We start from the raw sequence: 18,726 nt of genomic DNA, 5'->3' as shown, positions 1-18,726 counted from the left end.
CCCTTGCCCCACAATCCCCGCATGCCGGCCGAATCCCTTCCAGTGCGCCTGTGGCGTGACCAGTCCGTGTCCGCGATCGCCGCGGGCTTCGTCACCGTGCTGGTGGGGTTCGCCAGCTCGGCGGCAATCGGGTTCCAGGCCGCACAGGCGATGGGCGCCACGCCGGGCCAGACCGCCTCGTGGATGTGGGCGCTGGGCCTGGGCATGGGCGCGACCTGCATCGTCCTGTCGCTGCGCTGGAAGATGCCGGTGGTCACCGCGTGGTCCACGCCGGGCGCGGCGATGCTGGTCGCCGGTGCGGCTGGCGTGCCGATGGCCGAAGCGATCGCCGGCTTCCTGCTGTCGGCGGTGCTGATCACGCTGGCGGGTTTCTCCGGGATATTCGAACGGCTGCTGGGGCGGGTCCCGCTGTCGCTGGCCTCGGGCATGCTCGCCGGCGTGCTGCTGCGGTTCTGCGTGGATGCATTCGGCGCGATCCAGGCGCAGCCGCTGCTGGTGCTCGGCATGCTGGTCGTGTGGCTGGCCTCGCGGCGGCTGTGGCCGCGCTACGCCATCATCCTCACCCTCGCCGCGGGCATGGTGGTGGCAGCGCTGACCGCGCAGCTGGACGTGGGCCAGCTGCGGCTGGAACTGGCGCGACCGGAGTGGACCACGCCGCGGCTGAGCCTGGCCGCGGTGCTGGGCGTGGGCCTGCCGCTGTTCGTGGTGACCATGGCCTCGCAGAACGTGCCAGGCGTGGCCGTGATACGCGCCTCCGGCTATCCGGTGCCGGTGTCGCCGGTGATCGGCTGGACCGGCGTGGCCACCCTGCTGCTGGCGCCGTTCGGCGCGTTCGCGCTGAACCTGGCGGCGATCACTGCGGCGATCTGCATGGGGCCGGAAGCGCATGCCGATCCGGCAAGGCGCTACATGGCTTCGGTCTGGGCCGGCATCTTCTACCTGCTGGTGGGCCTGTTCGGCGCTACCGTGGCCGGGCTGTTCGCCGCGTTCCCGCATGCGCTGGTGCTGGCGATCGCCGGCATCGCCCTGGTCGCAACGCTGGGCAACAGCCTCGCCACTGCGCTGCAGGAGCCGGACGAGCGCGAGGCGGCGCTGGTGACGTTCCTGGTGACGGCATCGGGACTGTCGCTGCTGGGCATCGGCGCGGCGTTCTGGGGCCTGGTCGCGGGCGTGATCGTGCGCCTGGTGCTGCGCGCGCCGAAGAAGGCCTGAGCCAGGCATGCAGTCGATCCGGCGGCGCGGCCGCATCGACAAGCCCAACTCCCCGGACTAAGTTGGCACGTCCATCCCGGTGGCCACGGCCTGGCCGTGCACCCGCCGGGCCGAACGCACCCGGCAGGCCCATCGGACGTGGGCCTGCGGAGCCACAGGAAACCGACGTTGCGCACGATTGCCGTTCCCGCCCTGCTCGCCCTGGCGCTCGCCGCCGCCCTTCCCTCCCACGCCGCCGACAAGGCCAGTGCCCGCGCCCGGGCTCTGCATGACCGCTTCCTGGTCCTGGACACCCACCTGGACACGCCGCTCAACCTGGGACGCCCGGGCTGGAGCATCGTCGACGACCACCGCGAGGAGGGCGCGTTCTCGCAGGTCGACTATCCACGCATGGTCGAAGGCGGGCTCGATGGTGGCTTCTGGGTGATCTACACCGGCCAGGGCGACCGCAGCCTGGAATCCAACCGCAGGACCCGCGACGAGGCACTCGGCCGGTTGCTGCAGATCCGGGAGATGGTGGCCGCGCACCCGGACCGTTTCGAACTGGCGCTTACCGCCGCCGACGCGCGCCGGATCAAGGCCGCCGGCAGGAAGGTCGTGTTCCTGTCGATGGAGAACGCCTCGCCGCTGGCGCTCGACCCGAGCCTGCTGTCGTTCTTCCATGCCCAGGGCCTGCGCATGCTGGGCATCACCCACATCGGCAACAACGAGTTCGGTGACTCCTCCAACCCGCGCGAGGGCGAAGGCGCCGAGTGGGGCGGGCTGAGCCCGGCCGGCAAGGCCCTGGTGGCCGAGGCCAACCGCCTGGGCATCGTGCTCGACCAGTCGCATTCGGCCGATGCGGTGTTCGACGACCTGATCGAACTGTCGAAGGTGCCGTTCGTGCTTTCGCACAGCTCGGCCGACGCGGTGTACGACCATCCGCGCAACATCGACGACGAACGCCTGCGCAGGCTGGCCGCGCATGGCGGGGTGATCCAGGTCAACGCGCTGGGCGCCTACCTGGTCGATACGCCGGCGAACCCGGAGCGTCGCGCAGCGCTGCGCGCGCTCGGCGACGACGTAAAGGCCATGGGCGGCCCCACTCCGGCCGTGCTTCGCAAGCTGGCACGCAAGCGCAGCGAGATCGAGCGCAGGTACCCGGTGCGGGAGGCCACGTTCGAGGACTACATGGCGCACCTGCTGCACATCCTTGAGGTCGCCGGTCCCGACCACGTCGGCATCGGCGCCGACTGGGACGGCGGCGGCGGGGTCGAGGGCCTGTCCGACATCTCCCAGATCCCGCGCATCACCGAACGCCTGCTGCAGGCCGGCTACACCGAGCAGCAGATCGCCAACATCTGGGGCGGCAACGTGCTGCGCGTGATGGAGCAGGCGCAGGCCTACGCGGCGAAGGTGGCGGCGGAGTCGAAGTAGCCGCGGGAGCACCCTCCTCGCGGGAGGGGTTGGGGTGAGGCGCCGCCTGCCCTGCCAGCAGCGTAGCCCGGACAAGGCCGAAGGCCGCATCCGGGATGGGTGCCGGCGGTGACCGGCTTCCCCGGCGTCGTCGCAGTCCGCAACGTGTGTCCCGGGTGCGCTTCGCTTACCCGGGCTACGCAGTCCGGCGGCCACTCTGCTGCGCGTGGCGACGCGTCAGGCCGCGCCAGCGCCCTGGCGCGGCAGGGGCGCGGTGCGCCTCGCTTGCCCGGGCTACGCAGTGGGTAGCCCGGATAAGGCCGTAGGCCGCATCCGGGATGGGTGCCAGCGGTGACCGGCTTCCCCGGCGTCGTCGCAGTCCGCAACGTGTGTCCCCGGGTGCGCTTCGCTTACCCGGGCTACGCAGTGGAGTAGCCCGGATAAGGCCGAAGGCCGCATCCGGGGATGGGTGCCGGCGGTGCCCAGCTTCCCAGGCGTCGTCGCAGTCCACAACGCGTGTCCCGGGTGCGCTTCGCTTACCCGGGCTACGCAACTGCGCAGTGGGGTAGCCCGGATAAGGCCGTAGGCCGCATCCGGGATGGGTGCCAGCGGTGACCGGCTTCCCCGGCGTCGTCGCAGTCCGCAACGTGTGTCCCGGGTGCGCCTTGCTTACCCGGGCTACGCAGCCCGGCGGCGACTCTGCAGCGCGTGGCGACGCGCCAGGCCTCGCCAGCGCCCTGGCGCGGCAGGGCGCGGTGCGCCTCGCTTGCCCGGGCTACGCAGTGGGGTAGCCCGGATAAGGCCGTAGGCCGCATCCGGGATGGGTGCCAGCGGTGACCGGCTTCCCCGGCGTCGTCGCAGTCCGCAACGTGTGTCCCGGGTGCGCTTCGCTTACCCGGGCTACGCAGCCCGGCGGCCACTCTGCTGCGCGTGGCGACGCGCCAGGCCTCGCCAGCGCCCTGGCACGGCGGCGGCGCGGTGCGCCTCGCTTGCCCGGGCTACGCAGTGGGTAGCCCGGATAAGGCCGTAGGCCGTATCCGGGATGGGTGCCAGCGGTGACCGGCTTCCCAGGCGTCGTCGCAGTCCGCAACGTGTGTCCCGGGTGCGCTTCGCTTACCCGGGCTACGCAGTCCGGCGGCCACTCTGCTGCGCGTGGCGACGCGCCAGGCCGCGCCAGCGCCCTGGCGCGGCAGGGGCGCGGTGCGCCTCGCTTGCCCGGGCTACGCAGTGGGGTAGCCCGGATAAGGCCGTAGGCCGCATCCGGGATGGGCGCCAGCGGTGACCGGCTTCCCAGGCGTCGTCGCAGTCCGCAACGTGTGTCCCGGGTGCGCTTCGCTTACCCGGGCTACGCAGTGGAGTAGCCCGGATAAGGCCGAGGGCCGCATCCGGGGATGGGTGCCGGCGGTGCCCAGCTTCCCAGGCGTCGTCGCAGTCCACAACGCGTGTCCCGGGTGCGCTTCGCTTACCCGGGCTACGCAACTGCGCAGTGGGTAGCCCGGATAAGGCCGTAGGCCGCATCCGGGATGGGTGCCAGCGGTGACCGGCTTCCCCGGCGTCGTCGCAGTCCGGAACGTGTGTCCCGGGTGCGCTTCGCTTACCCGGGCTACGCAGTCCGGCGGCGACTCTGCAGCGCGTGGCGACGCGCCAGGCCTCGCCGGCGCCCTGGCGCGGCAGGGGCGCGGTGCGCTTCGCTTGCCCGGGCTACATGGGTGCTGCAGCCCGCAGCCACACCGCTCCGCCCCGCCGGACGGCGATCCGGTAGCGGGCGGGCGCGGCTAGACTGGCGCTCCGTCCCCAATGGAGCCGCACATGCGTCTGGGCCTTGCCGCCAACCGCCTGCACCACGCCAACGAGGGCGCCGCGCTGTTCCGCCTGCTGCGCGCCAGCGGCCAGGGCATCCGCGAGCTGGGCCTGGAGCTGCACGCGGTAGGCCGTACCCACGACGCCATCGTCGGCGCCGGCATGCTGGCCGGCTATGCCGGGCTCAAGCGCTATCCCTACGGCCGCGAAGGCGGGCTGATGAAGCTGGTCGCCGAGGTCGTGGGCATGGAAGGCGACGCGCGCACCCTGGACGGCGCGATCTACCTGATCGATCCGGTCGATCCCTCGTCGGTGTTCCCCGAGGCGATCGCGCTCAAGCGCCAGTGCGTGATCCACGGCAAGCCCTTCATCTCCACCGTGGCCAGCGCGCGCGACTGGATCGAGAACGAGCGCGTCCACGCCGGGCTGGCGCCGGACCCGAATGCCGACCGCTTCCACGCGTTCGAGTCGCAGACCCTGGCGCTGATCGCACACGACGCGATGAAGCCGCAGATGCTGGCCTTCGCCGCAGAGAACTACGACGTGCTGTCGCGCTTCCGCCGGCGCGTGGCCACGGGAACCACCGGCCAGCGCCTCAACGAGATGGCCTGGAGCCGGGGGTGGCCGCAGGACACGCCATGGGTGCACCGCTACCTCAGCGGCCCGATGGGCGGCGACGCCCAGATCGCCGACCTGGTGCTGGAGCACCGCTGCCAGCGCGCGGTGTTCTTCGAGGATCCGCACGTGGCGCGCCAGCACGAGGCGGACATCCAGCTGCTGGAGCGCGCGGTGACCACGGTCACCGACGAGGCCGTGTGCATCACCTCACCGGCGGTGGCCGCACGCTGGATCGCCGCGGGGCGCAAGCGCCAGGCGCTGAGGCCGGCCTGACATGTGCGTCGTCGCCTTCGCCTGGGATGCGCATCCGCGCTGGCGGCTGGTGCTGGTCGGCAATCGCGACGAGTTCCATGCGCGGCCGACCGCGGCGCTGGCGCGCTGGGAGGATGCACCTGCGATCGTTGGCGGCCGCGACCTGGAAGCGGGCGGAACCTGGCTGGGCGTGGACAACGCCGGCCGCTGCGCGCTGGTAACCAATGTGCGCGACCTGCGCGCGCCGCAGGACGGGCTCTCGCGCGGCCTGCTGGCCAGCGACTGGCTGCGCGGCGACCGCGACGCCGACGGTGCCTCGCGCGAACTGCTCGCGCGTGCCGGCACCTATCGACCCTTCAACCTGCTGCTGGCCGATCGCCAGCACTGCACCTGGACCAGCAACCTGCCGGCGCCGCGCCGTGCCGTGGTCGCGCCAGGCGTGCACACGCTTTCCAATGCCGCACTGGATTCGGCCTGGCCGAAGGCCGTGGCGCTCGGCTCGCGCCTGCAGGCATGGCTGGATGACGGCGGCGATGGCGACAACCTCGCGCCCCTGTTCGATGCACTGGCCGACGACCGCATCCATCCGGACGCGGCGCTGCCGGACACCGGCATCGGCCTGGAGCGCGAGCGCTGGCTGTCGTCCGCCTTCATCCGCGGCGCCGACTACGGCACCCGCGCCAGTACCGTGGTGCTGCTCGATCGCGATGGCGGCGGCATGATCGTCGAACGCCGCTGGGGGCCGCTGGGCACGCCGCTGGGCGAAACACGGATGGAGCTGGCGGCGGACTGGATCTTCCCTGCGCCATCCTGGGGACGGGTGTAGTCCCTATCCCACCGGGAGCGGGGTTGGGGAGCGGGTCGGTTACGTTGCAACGAAGAGGCGCTTCGCCTCGCACTTCGTGCCCCGGACAAGGCCGAGGCCGCATCCGGGGTGGGTCGCGGCGACGTCCGGCTTCCATGCGTCGTCGCAGTCCGGAACGTGTGTCCCGGGTGCTTACCCGGGCTACGCAGTGGGTAGCCCGGATAAGGCCCTAGGCCGCATCCGGGATGGGTGCCAGCGGTGCCCGGCTTCCCGGGCGTAGTCGCAGTGTGTCCCGGGTGCGCTTCGCTTACCCGGGCTACGCAGCGCGGCGGCGGCTCCGCAGCGCGTGGCGACGCGTCATGCCTCGCCAGCGCCCTGGCACGGCGGGGGCGCGGTGCGCTTCGCTTACCCGGGCTACGCAACTAGCAGCAGGGTAGCCCGGATAAGGCCAAAGGCCGCATCCGGGGTGGGTCGCGGCGACGTCCGGCTTCCATGCGTCGTCGCAGTCCGGAACGTGTGTCCCGGGTGCTTACCCGGGCTACGCAGTGGGTAGCCCGGATAAGGCCCTAGGCCGCATCCGGGGTGGGCGCCAGCGGTGCCCGGCTTCCCGGGCGTCGTCGCAGTCCGGAACGTGTGTCCCGGGTGCGCTTCGCTTACCCGGGCTACGCAGCCCGGCGGCGACTCTGCAGCGCGTGGCGACGCGTCAGGCCTCGCCAGCGCCCTGGCACGGCAGGGGCGCGGTGCGCTTCGCTTACCCGGGCTACGCAGTGGAGTAGCCCGGATAAGGCCGAAGGCCGCATCCGGGGATGGGTGCCGGCGGTGCCCAGCTTCCCAGGCGTCGTCGCAGTCCACAACGCGTGTCCCGGGTGCGCTTCGCTTACCCGGGCTACGCAGCGCGGCGGCGGCTCCGCAGCGCGTGGCGACGCGTCATGCCTCGCCAGCGCCCTGGCACGGCAGGGGCGCGGTGCGCTTCGCTTACCCGGGCTACGCAGTGGGTAGCCCGGATAAGGCCAAAGGCCGCATCCGGGGTGGGCGCCAGCGGTGTCCGGCTTCCCGGGCGTCGTCGCAGTCCGGAACGTGTGTCCCGGGTGCGCTTCGCTTACCCGGGCTACGCAGCCGGCGGCAAACCTGCAGCGCGTGGCGACGCGTCAGGCCTCGCCAGCGCCCTGGCACGGCAGGGGCGCGGTGCGCTTCGTTTACCCGGGCTACGCACCTACCTGAGCACGTGACCTGTCACACGTGTCCTGGTGTCCGATCCTCTCCCCTGCCCTGGTTACGACTCGCCCGCCGGGCGCAGCTGCAGCAGCCAGTGGGAGCCGGCTTCCGGCAGGGGCTCGAACTCGAACAGCCACGGAGTGTGGCGGCCGTGCTCGTCGCGCAGGGGCAGCAGTTCGCGCAGCGACTCGCCGGTATCCAGCTTCGCTTCCAGGCCGCTTTCGACGATCGCGGCGGCGAGGGCCGGGTCCAGCTCGCGCAGGTCCAGGCCCAGCGCGGCGCTGGCGGGGGTCCCGCTGGCCCGCACGAAGGCGGGGTTCACGAACACCAGGCGGCTGCGCACGGGGTCGCCGGTGCGCTCGATGATCGCCACGCCGTGGCGCATCCGCGCCAGGGTGGCCTCCAGCAGCACCATGTCCTGGCGGTCGCGCTTGCGCTCCATCAGTTCGATCAGCACGCGCAGGCTGCGCGCCGAATCCAGGTGGAGCGGCGACCAGGCGCGCGAGCGGCCGCGCACGGTGTCCTGCCACAGCTCGAAGCTCTTGCGCGGCGACAGGCGGCCCGGGATGTTCTCGAGCTTGGCCAGCTGCGGGTTGCCGGCCCAGTTCACGGTGCGCACCTGCTCGCGGCGCGTCCACAGCAGCGCGCTGCGCGCCTTGGGCTGCAGGGGCACGTAGATCAGGCCGGCGGCTTCGGGCGCGAGGTCGGCCAGCTCGGGGAACATGCGGCCGATCTCCGACAGGTGCAGGAGGCCGGCGTGGTCGGTCTCGCGGCGCACGCCGGCGCTTTCCTCCAGCGCGGCGCGGATGCGGCGCAGGCCGGCTTCGTCCGGGGTGCGTCCCAGGCGGCTGAGCTGCTCGCCATGGAACACGGCCACGCCGTCGGCATCGACCACGTCCAGCAGGTCGCTGGCCATGTCCGTCAGCAGTTCGGGGGCAAAGCCCTCGGCCTCGGAGAAGGCGGTGATCAGCTTCTCGCGCACCGTCAGCAGCGACAGCTCCACCTCGCTGCGCGCGATCGCCTCGAGGCTGCCGACGCGTCCGGCCAGCGCCTGGCTCACCGCCTCGCAGGCCTCGCGGACGGTGTGGTCGACGAAGCGGGTCTGGTAGTGGTGGCAGGACACCAGTCCCCACAGGCGGTCGTTGACCACCAGCGAGGTCACCAGGGTCGCGGCCACGCCCATGTTGGACAGGTATTCGCAATGCACCGGCGAGACACTGCGCAGGGCGGAGTCGCTGAGGTCCAGCGGCTGGCCATCGCGCGGGTCGAGGGTGGGCTCCACCGGCACCGGGGTGTAGCCCACGTCCACGATCTGGCGGATGCGGTTGCGCAGGTACAGCGCGCGCGCCTGGGCCGGGATGTCGGTGGCGGGGTAATGCAGGCCCAGGTAACTCTCCAGGCCGGGACGGCGGACCTCGGCGATCACGTCGCCATGCCATTCCTCGTCGAAGCGGTAGACCATCACCCGGTCGTATCCGGCCAGCGCGCGGATCTCCGCGGCGGCACGGCGCGCGGCCTCGGCGACGCTGGGCGCACGGTCGATCTCGCGCTGCGCGCGCAGCGCATCGCCCAGCGCCAGCGACTGTGCACCCTGCGCCGGTTCCAGTTCCAGCAGCCAGCGTTCCGGGTACAGGTGCCAGGCGGCAGTCCAGCGTGACTGGCCATTGGCGACTACCCGGCACGGCGCATGCCCCAGGTGCACCGGCTCCTCAACCGGCCGCAGCATCGCGGCCTGGGCGGGATCGACCTGCAGCAGGGCATTCCACGCCTGGCCCTGCACCTGGTCCCCACCGAGCAGCTCGCCGGCGGCGTTGGCGCTGGCCTGCAGCACGCGGCCGTCGGCGGGATCGACCACCAGCAGGATGCCGTGCGGCTGGATCGAGCCGGGGATATGGATCGGCTCGCGCGCACAGGCGTCGAGGTCGGGCGCTTCGGGTGCTGCGTTGCTCATGCGTGGACGGTTCCTGCGTCGCCGGCGACGGCGAGGGACGGGGCAAGCTGCCCGTGGAAGTGTTCGAACATGGCCTGCGCGGCGGTGGCGGCGCGGTCGCGGCTGCCGGCATCGGGCAGGGCCCGTTCCAGCGCCTGGCGGAAAGCCGGCCAGCCCGGGCCGTCCTCGCTGGTCTCGAAATGGCCGACCGCGGCAGCGACCTCCGGCCGGTACGCGCGCAGGTGGCGGGCGATCAGTCGCCCACCCAGGGCCGAGCCCTCGATCACGTAGAGCATGCCCCAGGCCTCGGCATCGCAGGCAGCGACCGGGGCGGGCACGAGTCGTGGACCCGGGCGCGCACCCAGCGCCACCAGGTCGTCGCGCAGGCCCGGTGCACGGGGGCGCCACGGCCAGGGCAGCGCCCGCAGGCGCGCCGCATTGGCCTCCTCCCAACCGGCATGGATGCGCAGCAGGCGCTGCAGTACCTCGATGCAGGTGTCATGGTCGACGGCAGGCGACATCAGCGCCGCCATCGGCGGGGTCGCTTCGACCGGGACGTGGAGCTGTGCGGTGGCGGCCTGCAGCACGCGCCATGCGGCACCCGCGCGGGAACTGGCGGCGGGCGCAGAGCCGCGGCCCCGGGAAAGCGGATCGGATCCATCCATGCGATCCAGCCTAGCAAATGTGGCGTGGACATCTCCCGCCGCCCCGCCTCCTGAACGGCCCATCCACGCGTTCACCCTGCGCTGAGTCGGGGCGAGGCACGGTGCACCCACACCCAAGCAGGAGACTGCGATGAAGCCTTCCTCCAGCCTTTGCGCCCCCGCCGTCCTGGCGATGGCGCTGGCCGTGCCGGCTTTCGCCCAGGATGCCCGGCCCGCGTCCGCCCCGGCCCCCACGGCGGATCAGCAGCAGGCGGCCGCCAAGGCCCTTACCGCGGTGGAGGTGCGAGAGCTGCTCACCCGCGCCGGCTACACCAAGGTCGACGACCTGGAGTTCGACAAGGGCATGTGGGAAGCCGATGCCACCAGTGCCAACGGCAAGCGTGTCGACGTGCGCGTGGGTGCCGACGGCCGCATCTTCGCCGACGACCAGGTCTCGAGCCTCAACGCCGACGACGTGAAGGCACGGCTTACGGCCGCGGGCTACTCGAAGATCCATGACGTGGAGTTCGACGACGGCATCTGGAAGGCCGAGGGCGAACGCGCGGATGGGCAGAAGGTAGAGTTCCGGGTAGATCCGAAGGACGGCCGCATCCTCGGCGTCGAGAACGACTGATCCGCGACCTGCGCGCCGCGCAAACCGGAGTGGCGCGGCGTTGTCCAGGCAGTGCGTCGTGGCCACCGGGGTGGGGCCACGCGCGTCTTCAGCCCCCGATGGCGGCCGGGCGCGTATGCCGCCAGCCCACCAGGAAGCCCGTGCCCAGCAGCAGCGCGGCCAGCAGCCAGGGTGCACCGGGCAGGCGCACCGGGGCGCTGGCACCGATGAACAGCGCGAAGACGTTGGTGAAAAGCACTGGACCGACAATGCCGGCCAGGCTCACCAGGCTCATCAATGCACCCTGGATCCGCCCCTGCACCTCGGCCCCCACCTCGCGCGTGATCAGCGCCTGGGTGGCGGGTGCCGCCAGCGCCCACAGTGCGCTGACCGGCAGCGCGAGCAGGAACAACCACGGCGAACCGGCAACGCCATAGATGGCGAACCCCGCCACGCCGCAGCCCAGGCCCAGCAGGAGCGTGCGGCGCTCGCCCAGCGTACGCACCGCACGGCCGACCAGTAACGCGTTGACGATGATGCTCATCACGCCCACGCCGGCCAGCACCCAGCCCACCTCGCGCGGCCCCCAGCCGAAGCGGTAGTCGGCGAACAGCACGAATACGCTGGGATAGGCGTAGTGCGCCAGGTTGGCCAGCAGCACCACCGCGGCCAGGCCGAACACCTGCGGATAGCTGCGCAGCAGGGCGACGGCGCCGAACGGATTGGCGTGCGCCAGGTCGAAGCGCGCCGAGCGGCGTTCCGGCGGCAGCGATTCCGGCAGCACGAACACGCCGTACAGGAAGTTCAGCAGCGACAGGCCGGCGGCGAACCAGAACGGCAGGCGCAGGTCGATCCCGCCCAGCCAGCCGCCGATCATCGGCCCGACCACGAAACCCAGGCCGAAGGCCGCGCCGATCATGCCGAAGCTCTTCGCACGCTTCTCCGGCGGGGTCACGTCGGCGATGTAGGCGTTGGCGGTGGTGAAGCTGGCGGAGGCGACGCCGGAGATGATCCGCGCCACCAGCAGCATCGGCAGCGACGTGGCCAGCGCCATCACCACGAAGTCCAGGCCCAGGCCCAGGCACGAGACCAGGATCACCGGGCGGCGGCCGAAGCGGTCCGACAGCGCGCCCTGCACCGGGGTGGAGACGAACTGCACCGCGGCGAACACCATGCCGAAGATCCCGACCCAGCGCGCGGCGCTGGCCACGTCGCCGCCGGTGAACTCCTCCACCAGGTGCGGAAGCACGGGGATGATCACGCCGAACGACAGCACGTCGATCAGCACGGTGATGAAGATGAATACCAGCGCGGCCGTGCGCCGGTGGGAAGCGATTGGACTCACGCGGGGTGGCCGGCTGGAGACAGGCGCGCATTATCGGGCAGACGCCGCGCGGGCGCGCGGCGATGGGTGCCGACAACCACGCAGGCACGCACGCGGCCGGCCCCGGTCAAAGCGGCTGCACGGCGATGGCCTGCACCAGCGCGTGCGCCTGCCCGGGCGCCAGCGCGACCAGGTCCGGTCCGGCATTGGCCGCCTCCACGCACAGGAACTGGCGCCAGTGCGGGCCGACGTCGGCCATCTTCGCCGCCGCCTGCGCGCCGGGATTCCACACCACCGCGCTGCGACCGCCCTCCACCTGCAGTTCGATCGCGCGGCCCAGGCCCGGATCGACCAGGCGGTAGCGGCCGCCGGCGGCGGGATAGGTGCGGTCGCTGCGGCCGGGGTCGCGCGGATCGGCCAGGATCCAGTCGCCGTGCTGGGCGTGGGCGCGGTAGCCGTCGTTCTTGTCCAGGTAGGTGCGCCCGTCCAGGCCCTCGACCCGTACCTGCTCCACGTCGGCGACGCGGAAGTAGTTGTGCAGCGCCTCGGTGAAGACCACCGGCGCGCTGCCGGCGTTGGTGGTCAGCAGCGCCTGGCGCAGGTGGCGGCCGACGTGGACCTCGGTGCGCAGGCGCAGGTCAAGGCCCTGCAGCGCCGGCGGCTCCAGCACCACGGTGATGCCATCGTCCGCCGCGCGTGCCTCCACCAGTTTCCATGGCAGGGTGCGCACGAAGCCGTGCGAGGGCACGTCGTTGCCCTGGCCCTGGCGGCCGAAGAACGGCCAGCACACCGGGGTGCCACCGCGGATCGGCGTGGGCAGCTCCGCACGCAGCGGCGACAGCCAGAACACGTCCTGGCCGCCGCGCGGCACGTACGACAGCACCTGGCCGCCGAACAGCGCGATCGCCGCGCTGGCGTGCGGGGTTTCCACCAGCACCGCGTCCAGGCCCTCGAACCGGCCCAGGCGTACGCCAGGTACATCGATGGCCGTGTCGCTGGCGGTAGTGGCGGGCGACTGCTGCCAGGCGGCGAAGTCGGGAGGCATGCCGAAGACGGTGGGACTGGTCACGGTGGTAGCGGTCGCTGTGGGAGGGGCGGGCGCCGCGTCCGGCAGCGGCGCACGCGCCTCCGGCCCGCTGCAGGCGGTTGCCAGCAGGCAGCACAGGACCAGGCGGATGCGGGACGTCGCTCGGCTCATGCGGTATGCGGACGTGGAATCCGCTGCATGATAGCCGGCGCACGTGGCCTGCCCTCGGTCAACGCGCGGCCTGGCGCAGCAGGCGCAGGCCGAAACCCTCCGGCTCGCCGCCCCAGCCGGCGGCGACTTCCAGCCCGGCACGCGCGGCCAGCGCGGCGAAGCCCGCATCGCGGTACTTGTGGCTGTACTCGACCTCGATGGCCTCGCCGGCGGCGAAATCGAAGGCATGGCCGGCCACGTGCACGCGCTGGGGACGCAGGCTCACCAGGCGGGTCTCGATCCGCTCGCGCTCGGCCACGTACCGCGCCTGGTGGGCGAATCCGTCCAGGTCGAAGTCGGCATCCAGCTCCCGGTTGAGCCGCGCCAGCAGGTTGAGGGTGAATGCGGCGGTGACGCCGGCGGCATCGTTGTAGGCGGCCTCGATCGCCGCCGGGTCCTTGACCAGGTCGATGCCCACCAGCGCCATCCCGGTGTCACCGATGGTCCCGGCCATTGCCGCGAGCAGGGCCACGGCTTCGTCTGCGGCGAAGTTGCCCAGGGTCGAGCCGGGGAAGAACACCAGGGTGCGGGCCGGCGCGCGGCGCGGTCGCGGCAGGCGCAGCGGGCGGGTGAAGTCGGCACGCAACGGCAGCATCTCCACCTGCGGGAAGCGCGGGCGCAGGCGCGCCACGCACGCCTCCAGCGCGGCCGCGGAGATCTCCACGGGGGTATAGGCCAGCGGGCCTTCCAGGCCGGCCAGCAGGCGTTCGGTCTTCAGGCCGCTGCCGCTGCCGTACTCGACCACGTGCACGGCCGGTCCGGCCGCGGCGGCGATCTCGCCCATGTGCCCGGCCAGCAGCGCCAGCTCGACACGGGTGAGGTAGTACTCCGGCTGCCGGGTGATGGCCTCGAACAGGGCCGAGCCGCGATCGTCGTAGAGGTACTTGGAGGGCAGGCGGCGCGGCCGCGCCGACAGGCCGGCCAGCACGTCGGCGCGCAGCACCGGATCGGCGGCGGGACCGGGGGCGAACACGGCGGCTGGGGTCATCGGCTGCTCCGTCAGGCCTGGGCCAGGTCGCGGGCCAGGCGCAGTCCGGAGAACTGCCAGCGCGCGTGCGGCGGGAAGAAGTTGCGGTAGCTGGCGCGCACGTGGCCGCGCGGCGTGGCGCAGCTGCCACCGCGCAGCACGAACTGGCCGCTCATGAACTTGGCGTTGTATTCGCCGGTGTCGTCCTGCCAGGGACGGAAGCCCGGATAGGCCAGGTAGGCGCTGGCGGTCCATTCCCAGGCATCGCCGAACAGCTGCAGGAAGCCGTGTCCGGGATCGGGCGGGGTCGCGCAGGGTTCGAGCATCCCCTCGTCGGCGAAGCGTCCTTGCGGCGCCGCGGTGCGCGCGGCGCGCTCCCATTCGGCCTCGGTGGGCAGGCGCGCGCCGGCCCAGCGGGCAAAGGCGTCGGCCTCGTAGTAGCTGACGTGGCACACCGGCGCATGCGGCGGCAGCGCCCGCACCCCGCCGAGGGTGAACGCCTGTTCGAGGTCCGGCTCCCAGTACAGCGGCCGTTGCCAGCCCTCGGCCTGGACCCGGGCCCAGCCATCGCTGAGCCACAGCCGCGGATCGCGGTACCCGCCATCCTCGACGAACTGGCGGTACTCGGCGTTGCTGGCCGGCCGGCTGGCCAGCGCATGCGGCGCCAGGAACACCTGGTGCGGCGGGGACTCGTTGTCGTACGCGAAGGCCGGCGCCTGCGGCCAGGCCGGGGCACCGATCGTGGCCACCTGGCCGCCAGCCTCGATCCAGCGCAACGGCGCCGGCACGGCGGGATCGATGGCCGGATCCGGCAGGTCGGGACGGTAGGCCGGACGCAGCGGCTGGCTCCACAGGCCATGCTTGATGTCGGTCAGCAGCAGCTCCTGGTGCTGCTGCTCGTGGTGCAGGCCCAGCTCCAGCCGGCGCAGCTGCGCCGGCCCCAGCGCGCCGCCCTTCAGCGCGCGAAGCACGCGGGCGTCCACCGCCTCGCGCCAGGCCAGTACCGCCTCCAGCGGTGGCCGCGACAACAGGCCGCGCTGCGGCCGCGGCTGGCGCGGGCCGGCGCTGTCGTAGTAGCTGTTGAACAGGTAATGCCAGTGCGGTTGCAGCGGCTCCATGCCCGCGGCGCCGAGCACGAAGTGCTCGAAGAACCAGGTCGTATGGGCCAGGTGCCATTTGGCCGGGCTGGCGTCCTCCATGCTCTGCAGCATCGCGTCCTCGGGCGACAGTGGCGCGGCGAGGGCGACGGTCGCCGCACGCACGGCGGCATAGCGGGCAGCCAGGGCCTGGCCTTGGCGCAGCGGGGCTTGGACAGGGGCGGCCAGGGTCATCCCGGCCACGCTAGTCCCGGCGCCATGAGCGCTGCGTCAGCGAAGCGTTAGGGCAGGTGGAATCCGTGCCGCGGCCGACGGGCCGACACCGTAGCCCGGGTGAGCGCAGCGCAACGCGCCGCTCGGCGCCAGGGCACTGTCGAGGCGTGCGTCGCCACGCGCCCCGGGAGCACCGCTAGAGTGGGTCGTGGCTGCCCCCCGGATGCGGCCTTCGGCCTTTTCCGGGCTACCTCAGACGTGGCCCGCAACCGGCCCCAGTCCTCTCCGCCGGAGAGGGTGCAGCGCTCAGGAGACGTCGCCGTCGACGTAGTACCAGCGGCCGCCTTCGCGCACGAAGCGGCTGCGTTCGGTCATGCGCACCGCGGGGCGGCCGCCGGCACGGTAGCGGGCGACGAACTCGACCTCGGCGCGGTCGCCGGCGCTGCGGTGGGACTTGATCGCCAGGCCCAGCCAGACCACGCGCAGGCCGTCCGGATCATCCAGGTCCAGGGCCGACGGGCGGGTGGACGGATGCCAGGTGGCGCGCAGGTAGTCCGGCAGGCCCAGCACGTAGGCGCTGTAGCGGGAACGCATCAGCGCCAGCGCATCCGGCGCCGGCTCGCCGGCATGCCAGCGTCCGCAGCAGGCCTCGTAGGCCTTGCCCGTGCCACACGGACAGTCGCGGGTCTCCAGCGCGGCCATGGCCTCAGCGCCGGCCCTCGATGAAGCGCAGGAACTCCGAACGGGTACGGGCGTCCTCGCGGAAGCTGCCGAGCATGCACGAGGTCACCATGCTCACCCCGCGCTTGTGCACGCCGCGGGTGGTCATGCACTCGTGCGCGCCGACCACCACCACGCCCACGCCCTGCGGCTGCAGCACGTCCTGGATGGTGTGGGCGATCTGCGCGGTCATCTTCTCCTGGACCTGGAAGCGGCGGGCGTAGGCATCCACCACCCGCGCCAGCTTGCTGATGCCCACCACCTTGCCCGCTGGCAGGTAGCCGACATGGACCCGGCCGATGATCGGCGCCATGTGGTGCTCGCAGTGGCTTTCGTACTCGATGTCGCGCAGGACGATCATCTCGTCGTAGCCGGCCACCTCCTCGAAGGTACGGGCCAGGTACTCGCGCGGGTCGTCGCGGTAGCCGCTGAACCAGTCGCCGTAGGCCTCGGCCACCCGGCGCGGGGTATCCAGCAGGCCCTCGCGGGACGGGTCCTCGCCGGCCCAGCGCAGCAGGGTGCGCACGGCCTCCTCGGCCTGTTCCCGGGTGACCTGGGGGGAGGGGACGCTGGCAGTCATGGCGATGCGGCTGAGGCGACAGGGGACGGGCATCGTACCCGACCCGGTCGCCCGGAGGCCTCAACTTTCGCCGGACGCGGCCGCTCTTCCCGGGGACGACACGCCTTCGTGCGACCGATTGCCGGCGCCGGGGGCCCGAGCGGGAGCCACATGCCACCAGCAGGACCCATCGCCAGGCTGCGGGAACTGATGTCTGTATCGCCGGCCGACCCGGCGCTGCTGAAGGCACAGTATCGCGCGTTCGCCGGCCAGCTCCCCCTGATGTACCTCGTGGTCGCGGCCAACACCTGGCTGCTGGCCTGGACCCACTTCGGCCATGCGCCGGCCTGGCTGACCCTCGGCGTGCCCGCCCTGTTGACCGGCGTCTGCCTGGCGCGCTGCGTGCAGTGGTGGCGCGGACGGCGCGAGGAGCCGGACGCCTCGGCCGCGCACCGCGCGCTGGTCCGGGCCGGGCGGATGGCCTGGCCGGTGGCCCTGGCCTTCTCCCTGTGGCCGCTGCTGCTGTTCCCCTACGGCGACGCCTTCCTGCGCTCGCACGTGGCGTTCTGCATGGCCACCACCGCCGCGGTCTCGCAGCTGTACCTGATGCACGTGCGGCCGGCGATGCTGACCATCGCCCTGGTGTTCAACGGCGGCTTCATCCTGTTCTTCGCCGCCACCGGCGAGCCGACCTTCGTGGCCATGGCGGTGAGCGTGGCACTGATGACCTTCGTCCTGGTCACCACCCTGCTGCGCCAGTACCGCCGCTTCACCGACCTGGTCGGATCACGGCTGCGGGCCGAGCGCCTGGGCGCGGAGAACCTGCGCCTGGCCAACCTCGACAGCCTGACCCGGCTGCCCAACCGCCGCGCCTTCTTCGGCGCGCTGGTGCAGGCCTGCGAGCGCGCCGATGCCCGCGGCACGCGCCTGGCGGTGGGCATCATCGACCTGGACGGCTTCAAGCCGATCAACGACCTGTACGGCCACGCCGCCGGCGACCGCCTGCTCAAGCAGGTGGGCCAGCGCCTGTCGCTGATGGCCAGCGGCCGCATCCACCTGGCGCGCCTGGGCGGCGACGAGTTCGCGATGATCGCCGAGGACCTGGGCGGGGACGAGGCCTACGTGGCGTTCGCCCGCTCCCTGTGCGAGCAGCTGCGCGCGCCGTTCCAGCTGGAGGACCTGTCGCTGCAGGTGACCGCGACGATCGGCCTGGTGCTGTACCCGGACCTGGCCTGCCACGCCGAGGACCTGTACGAGCGCGCCGACTATGCGCTGTACCACGGCAAGCGCCTGCGCCGGGGCGGGGTCAGCCTGTTCTCGGCCGACCACCAGCGCCGGATCCAGCACGAGGCGGCGATCGAGCAGGCGCTGCGCAGCGCCGACCTGGAGGCGCAGCTGTCGGTGGTCTTCCAGCCGATCATGTGCATGGCCAGCGGCCAGGCCCTGGCGTTCGAGGCGCTGGCGCGCTGGCACCACCCCCAGCTGGGCCAGGTCTCGCCCGCCGACTTCATCCCGGTGGCCGAGCGCGCCGGCCTGGTGCACAGGCTCACCCGCGTGCTGCTGCGCAAGGCGCTGGCCGAGGCGGCCCGCTGGCCGGAACCGGTGGGCCTGTCGTTCAACCTGTCCATCCACGACCTCGGCTCCAGCGAGGAGCTGGAGCGGGTGCTGGAAACCATCCGCCACAGCGGCGTGCATCCGGCGCGGATCGACCTGGAGATCACCGAGACGGCGGTGTTCAGCGACATGGCCCAGCTCCAGCGCGCGGCGGGCCAGCTGCGCGGCCTGGGCTGCGGCGTCTCCCTGGACGACTTTGGCACCGGTTTCTCAAGCCTCAGCCAGCTGCTGGCCCTGCCGCTGACCAAGATCAAGATCGACCGCCGCTTCGTCGCCGGCATCCAGGACAAGCCGACCAGCATCAAGATCGTGCGCTCGCTGCTGGCCCTCAGCCGCGACATGGAGCTGGGCTGCGTGATCGAGGGCGTGGAGGCGCACGAGGAGCTGGCGGTGCTGCGCGAACTGGGCGGCAACCTGATGCAGGGCTACCTGTTCGCGCGGCCGATGTCCGCCGAAGCCGTGGCCCGCTGGCTGGCGCGCAGCGTGCCGGAGACCTGCCAGGGCTGAGCGC

General features: G+C 72.3%; 14 protein-coding genes. 6 read left to right on the top strand and 8 right to left on the bottom strand.

What is annotated here, in order from left to right:
* Nucleotides 1–21: 21 nt before the first annotated feature.
* The 4 genes from CSC68_RS11935 (at nucleotide 22) to CSC68_RS11920 (ending at nucleotide 6,103) form a co-directional block, all read left to right on the top strand.
* Nucleotides 22–1,212, top strand: coding sequence for a benzoate/H(+) symporter BenE family transporter (locus CSC68_RS11935; RefSeq protein WP_162203780.1), 1,191 nt, complete (start codon nucleotides 22–24; stop codon nucleotides 1,210–1,212).
* Between the two features lie 168 nt (nucleotides 1,213–1,380).
* A complete protein-coding gene (locus CSC68_RS11930) occupies nucleotides 1,381–2,628 on the top strand; it encodes a dipeptidase (protein WP_162203779.1) in 1,248 nt (415 codons plus the stop codon).
* Between the two features lie 1,788 nt (nucleotides 2,629–4,416).
* Nucleotides 4,417–5,298: a methylglyoxal synthase gene (locus CSC68_RS11925; RefSeq protein WP_162203778.1), complete on the top strand. Its 882-nt coding sequence runs from the start codon at nucleotides 4,417–4,419 to the stop codon at nucleotides 5,296–5,298.
* Between the two features lies 1 nt (nucleotide 5,299).
* Nucleotides 5,300–6,103: an NRDE family protein gene (locus CSC68_RS11920; protein WP_162203777.1), complete on the top strand. Its 804-nt coding sequence runs from the start codon at nucleotides 5,300–5,302 to the stop codon at nucleotides 6,101–6,103.
* A gap of 1,252 nt (nucleotides 6,104–7,355) precedes the next feature.
* On the opposite strand, the gene bphP is transcribed toward CSC68_RS11920, so the two are convergent.
* Nucleotides 7,356–9,248, bottom strand: coding sequence for a bacteriophytochrome BphP (gene bphP, locus CSC68_RS11915; RefSeq protein WP_162203776.1), 1,893 nt, complete (start codon nucleotides 9,246–9,248; stop codon nucleotides 7,356–7,358).
* Complete coding sequence (locus tag CSC68_RS11910) at nucleotides 9,245–9,814, bottom strand: biliverdin-producing heme oxygenase (protein WP_246193555.1); 570 nt, start codon at nucleotides 9,812–9,814, stop codon at nucleotides 9,245–9,247. The genes bphP and CSC68_RS11910 overlap by 4 nt, the downstream gene beginning before the upstream one ends.
* Nucleotides 9,815–10,022: 208 nt before the next feature.
* Here CSC68_RS11910 and CSC68_RS11905 point away from each other — a divergent pair, with 208 nt between their 5' ends.
* On the top strand, nucleotides 10,023–10,505 hold the full coding sequence (locus CSC68_RS11905; RefSeq protein ID WP_162203774.1) for a PepSY domain-containing protein: 483 nt from the start codon (nucleotides 10,023–10,025) through the stop codon (nucleotides 10,503–10,505).
* Between the two features lie 88 nt (nucleotides 10,506–10,593).
* Here CSC68_RS11905 and CSC68_RS11900 read toward each other — a convergent pair whose 3' ends face one another.
* From CSC68_RS11900 to folE, 6 genes are all read right to left on the bottom strand, one after another.
* Nucleotides 10,594–11,829: a TCR/Tet family MFS transporter gene (locus CSC68_RS11900; protein ID WP_162203773.1), complete on the bottom strand. Its 1,236-nt coding sequence runs from the start codon at nucleotides 11,827–11,829 to the stop codon at nucleotides 10,594–10,596.
* A 106-nt stretch (nucleotides 11,830–11,935) separates the two neighbouring features.
* Entirely contained in the window at nucleotides 11,936–12,877 is a 942-nt protein-coding gene (locus CSC68_RS11895; protein WP_246193554.1) for a D-hexose-6-phosphate mutarotase, read from the bottom strand.
* Nucleotides 12,878–13,064: 187 nt separating this feature from the next.
* Nucleotides 13,065–14,033 carry an L-histidine N(alpha)-methyltransferase gene (egtD, locus tag CSC68_RS11890; RefSeq protein ID WP_162203772.1) on the bottom strand — a complete coding sequence of 323 codons (969 nt, stop codon included), beginning with the start codon at nucleotides 14,031–14,033 and terminating at the stop codon, nucleotides 13,065–13,067.
* Nucleotides 14,034–14,044: 11 nt separating this feature from the next.
* Nucleotides 14,045–15,343: an ergothioneine biosynthesis protein EgtB gene (gene egtB / locus CSC68_RS11885; protein ID WP_162203771.1), complete on the bottom strand. Its 1,299-nt coding sequence runs from the start codon at nucleotides 15,341–15,343 to the stop codon at nucleotides 14,045–14,047.
* A gap of 285 nt (nucleotides 15,344–15,628) precedes the next feature.
* Nucleotides 15,629–16,024, bottom strand: a complete 396-nt coding sequence (locus CSC68_RS11880; protein WP_162203770.1) for a YchJ family protein — start codon at nucleotides 16,022–16,024, stop codon at nucleotides 15,629–15,631.
* A gap of 4 nt (nucleotides 16,025–16,028) precedes the next feature.
* Entirely contained in the window at nucleotides 16,029–16,622 is a 594-nt protein-coding gene (gene folE / locus CSC68_RS11875) for a GTP cyclohydrolase I FolE (RefSeq protein ID WP_162203769.1), read from the bottom strand.
* A gap of 189 nt (nucleotides 16,623–16,811) precedes the next feature.
* On the opposite strand from folE, the gene CSC68_RS11870 reads away from it, so the two are divergent.
* Nucleotides 16,812–18,722, top strand: a complete 1,911-nt coding sequence (locus CSC68_RS11870) for a putative bifunctional diguanylate cyclase/phosphodiesterase (protein WP_170296353.1) — start codon at nucleotides 16,812–16,814, stop codon at nucleotides 18,720–18,722.
* Nucleotides 18,723–18,726: the final 4 nt, after the last annotated feature.

It is taken from the genome of Pseudoxanthomonas suwonensis (assembly GCF_010093235.1).
Taxonomy (GTDB): Bacteria; Pseudomonadota; Gammaproteobacteria; order Xanthomonadales; family Xanthomonadaceae; genus Pseudoxanthomonas; species Pseudoxanthomonas suwonensis.
Note: the sequence above shows the minus strand (reverse complement) of the source record. Positions and strands in the feature narration are given on the sequence as shown.

Excerpts from the sequence above, each read along its gene's own strand:
- CSC68_RS11935 (WP_162203780.1), top strand. The coding sequence starts at position 22 with ATGCCGGCCGAATCCCTTCCAGTGCGCCTGTGGCGTGACCAGTCCGTG.
- CSC68_RS11925 (WP_162203778.1), top strand. The coding sequence starts at position 4,417 with ATGCGTCTGGGCCTTGCCGCCAACCGCCTGCACCACGCCAACGAGGGC.
- CSC68_RS11920 (WP_162203777.1), top strand. The coding sequence starts at position 5,300 with ATGTGCGTCGTCGCCTTCGCCTGGGATGCGCATCCGCGCTGGCGGCTG.
- bphP (WP_162203776.1), bottom strand. The coding sequence starts at position 9,248 with ATGAGCAACGCAGCACCCGAAGCGCCCGACCTCGACGCCTGTGCGCGC.
- CSC68_RS11905 (WP_162203774.1), top strand. The coding sequence starts at position 10,023 with ATGAAGCCTTCCTCCAGCCTTTGCGCCCCCGCCGTCCTGGCGATGGCG.
- egtD (WP_162203772.1), bottom strand. The coding sequence starts at position 14,033 with ATGACCCCAGCCGCCGTGTTCGCCCCCGGTCCCGCCGCCGATCCGGTG.
- egtB (WP_162203771.1), bottom strand. The coding sequence starts at position 15,343 with ATGACCCTGGCCGCCCCTGTCCAAGCCCCGCTGCGCCAAGGCCAGGCC.
- CSC68_RS11880 (WP_162203770.1), bottom strand. The coding sequence starts at position 16,024 with ATGGCCGCGCTGGAGACCCGCGACTGTCCGTGTGGCACGGGCAAGGCC.
- folE (WP_162203769.1), bottom strand. The coding sequence starts at position 16,622 with ATGACTGCCAGCGTCCCCTCCCCCCAGGTCACCCGGGAACAGGCCGAG.
- CSC68_RS11870 (WP_170296353.1), top strand. The coding sequence starts at position 16,812 with ATGTCTGTATCGCCGGCCGACCCGGCGCTGCTGAAGGCACAGTATCGC.